Here is a 2,976-nt window from a genome sequence, read left to right as displayed (position 1 = left end):
TCTATTGATAGACTATTGGTATTAATATCTTTAACTTATATTTACTGCTCAACTCTTGAAAATGCTAATAATTCTTTTAGTAAAGGATTATTAATTTGCAGAAATGAAGTCAAAAAAGGTAATATTCTATGGATTTATGAATGTGCTAAAAATAATATTCCTATTGAAACTGTTTTTAAAACCATGAAAGTAGCATAAGGCGTAGTGTAAATATCTATTGTAAAAATTTGTATCTAAATTTTCTCATTTATAGTAACTAATATAGATAATACAACGCATGATAAATTTTTAAATGATATTTACACTTTATTTAATTTAGATTATTCTTTAGATAATAAATGCATAACTAATAAGTTAATAAATATATGTAAGGAAATCAAAACTTGATGTGGCATATGAATTGTTCAAATCATTTTATAAAGAAAATAAATTATTTGCAATTGTTTAAAAAGATTTTTATTTACATAGGGAGTGAGCTATATGTTACCTAAATTATATTTAGAAATTAATAATAAAGAGAGTATTAAGAATATGCTTGAGGACTATTGCGATTTTATATTGTGTAGTCCTTCAAACAATACAGAAGAATATGGGTTTTATGCTAAAGAGAAATTAACGATTCTGGCAACTGATGGTTCAGGTGGAGTTTATTCTGTGATAAAAGATATGAATGAAGAAAAATCACCAATAGTATATGTTAGTTCTGAAGGTCAAGCAGGAAAAATTGCTAATTCTTTTAATGAGTTACTTTCTTTGATTATTTATTATCCATTTTGGTTGGACATACTAAAGTTTTCAGGTAATGGAGACATAAATAGAATGATGGAAGTAATTCCTTCTCTAGAAAAGGAGAGGATAGAATATATACCTAACTATATTAAAATACAAAAAGAAATTGGGGACAGCTTAGGAATAATTAAATCTGAAAAATCAATAGAAGATTTGAGAGAATTTGTGTTAGAGAAACCGAGTTTTACAGTATATTCAACAGAGGACAATAATCCGTCTGAAACTTTAGTTGGTTTATAAAATAAAATTTTTTTAACTAAGAAGCCACTATTTTAGCATTAGCAACTGAGCAGAGTTTACATGAATGGAGTTGGAAGGTATGCATTGTGAAGTAATGGAATTTGATGCATTAAAAAAAGAATTTGACGAATTAGTTAGTATAAAAAATTTATGGTGCTTGCGACAAGTAAAAATAATAGAGTTACAGCAAGAAGTGTAAGTTGTATTTTAGTAAATTCAAAAATATATTTTCAAACAGATAAAACTTTTTTAAAGTATGATCAAATCAAGCATAATCCTAATGTTGCATTGTGTGTTGACAATTTTCAAGTTGAAGGATATGCAAAAATAAAAGGTCACCCTTTTGAAGAAAAGAATAAAAATTTTATTGAAGTTTTTAGAAAAGAGCATGAGGGATCTTTCAATGCATATTCTCATATGAGAAATGAAGTGGTTATAGAGGTTGAGCCAAAGTTTATTACGGCATGGAAATATGAAAATGGGAAGCCTTTCAGAGAGTTTTTAGATTTTGAAAATGGACGTGCGTATAGAAAGTATTATGATAATAGTAAGTAGTAGATATCGTTTGTAAGCAGAAAATAAGGTTTGGTTTAGGAATTTCAAGAACTAATTAATGTCTATTGGTAGAAAGGTTTTTAATTCGATTTCGGTCTAATAATTATATATAAAACACATATATTTGAGGAGTGAGCTAATATTGATAAAGCGTTGCAAATGGGTGAGCGAAGATCCTATATATATTGAGTATCATGATAAGGAATGGGGTGTTCCAGTACATGACGATAGAAAGTTGTTTGAGTTTTTAATATTAGAAGGTGCACAAGCTGGACTAAGTTGGATAACAATTCTTAAAAAAAGAGAAAATTATAGAGAAGCCTTTGATAACTTTGATGTACAGAAAGTTTCTAAATATGATGAAGAAAAGATAAATGAGCTATTGTTGAATAAGGGAATAGTGAGAAATAGGCGAAAGATAGAAGCTGCCATTAATAATGCTAAGCAATTTATAAAGATTCAAGAGGAATTTGGAAGTTTTGATAAATATATTTGGCAATTTGTAGGATATAATACTATAAAAAATAAATGGGTTAATTTAGAAGATGTACCTGTTACTACGGATGAAGCGTGTAATATGAGTAAGGACTTAAAAAGAAGAGGGTTTAAATTTGTTGGACCTACTATTTGCTATTCATTTATGCAAGCAGTAGGAATGGTAAACGATCATACTATAGATTGCTTTATGCATGGGGATTAAGAAAAATAGGAAGAATAGGGACGGGTTTAGTGGTTCGGTTCATTAAGACTTTAGGCATTTGAAAGAAAATAACAAGTCAAAGATGTGACGTATATTTTGTGAAATACAAAGAGTTGGGTTCAGCTGATAGTAGGTCCTATCAACGGGTTCCGACGATGAAGTAGTTCGCAAAATAGACTAGCATACTGACTAGTTATTTTTTTGAAAATGCCTTATGTTTCAAATTTACCATTTTCGATAAAAATACTTACTAATTTTGCAATTTCGTATTTATGGTGAATTTCTTTATGGCTATAAGGAACAACAATAAAGTCTTTTAGTTCTTTATATTTTACAGAATTAACATGGACTCTACCATCATTTTCAGTTTTCAATAATTTTCCTAGAAGCAAATTATTTTTATTGCCAGCAATTGCTCCTATTTCAATAGATTCTATATGTTTTAAGTTTAAATTTTCTATGTTTTCAGGTTTTAGCGATTCTAACGTTTTAAAAATATTAACAAAAATCGAAGAAAATTTTGAAGCTATATTTGCTAATTGACTTCCATTGTTTGGAGTGGATAGTGAACTACCCTCCACTTACTTCGTTGAAGTGGGGGCTTCTTGGTCAATACTCCCAATGGAGCAAGTTTACCCAAGCTAACAAGGTCGTCCCAACCTCTGATTATTACCAAAATTATATAGCTAATT

Annotated in this window: 4 protein-coding genes and 1 pseudogene; 4 read left to right on the top strand and 1 reads right to left on the bottom strand. The window is 28.8% G+C overall.

Features of this window, described 5'->3' with window-relative positions; genetic code table 11:
• The 4 genes and pseudogenes from CLTEP_RS14995 to CLTEP_RS13655 all read left to right on the top strand — a co-directional run.
• Positions 1-198 (top strand): annotated as a pseudogene (locus CLTEP_RS14995) (IS701 family transposase); the annotation flags it as partial.
• 282 nt (positions 199-480) lie between these two features.
• Positions 481-1,029 carry a hypothetical protein gene (locus CLTEP_RS13665; protein ID WP_066827617.1) on the top strand — a complete coding sequence of 183 codons (549 nt, stop codon included), beginning with the start codon at positions 481-483 and terminating at the stop codon, positions 1,027-1,029.
• Between the two features lie 150 nt (positions 1,030-1,179).
• On the top strand, positions 1,180-1,584 hold the full coding sequence (locus CLTEP_RS13660) for a pyridoxamine 5'-phosphate oxidase family protein (RefSeq protein ID WP_066827615.1): 405 nt from the start codon (positions 1,180-1,182) through the stop codon (positions 1,582-1,584).
• 142 nt (positions 1,585-1,726) lie between these two features.
• A complete protein-coding gene (locus CLTEP_RS13655; RefSeq protein ID WP_201786622.1) occupies positions 1,727-2,284 on the top strand; it encodes a DNA-3-methyladenine glycosylase I in 558 nt (185 codons plus the stop codon).
• 212 nt (positions 2,285-2,496) lie between these two features.
• On the opposite strand, the gene CLTEP_RS13650 is transcribed toward CLTEP_RS13655, so the two are convergent.
• The gene (locus CLTEP_RS13650; RefSeq protein WP_066827613.1) at positions 2,497-2,865 is read right to left on the bottom strand and encodes a hypothetical protein; all 369 of its coding nucleotides are present in this window, start codon (positions 2,863-2,865) and stop codon (positions 2,497-2,499) included.
• Between the last annotated feature and the right edge of the window lie 111 nt (positions 2,866-2,976).

It is taken from the genome of Clostridium tepidiprofundi DSM 19306, assembly GCF_001594005.1.
In the GTDB taxonomy this organism is placed as follows: Bacteria; Bacillota; Clostridia; order Clostridiales; family Clostridiaceae; genus Clostridium_AC; species Clostridium_AC tepidiprofundi.
Note: the sequence above shows the minus strand (reverse complement) of the source record. Positions and strands in the feature narration are given on the sequence as shown.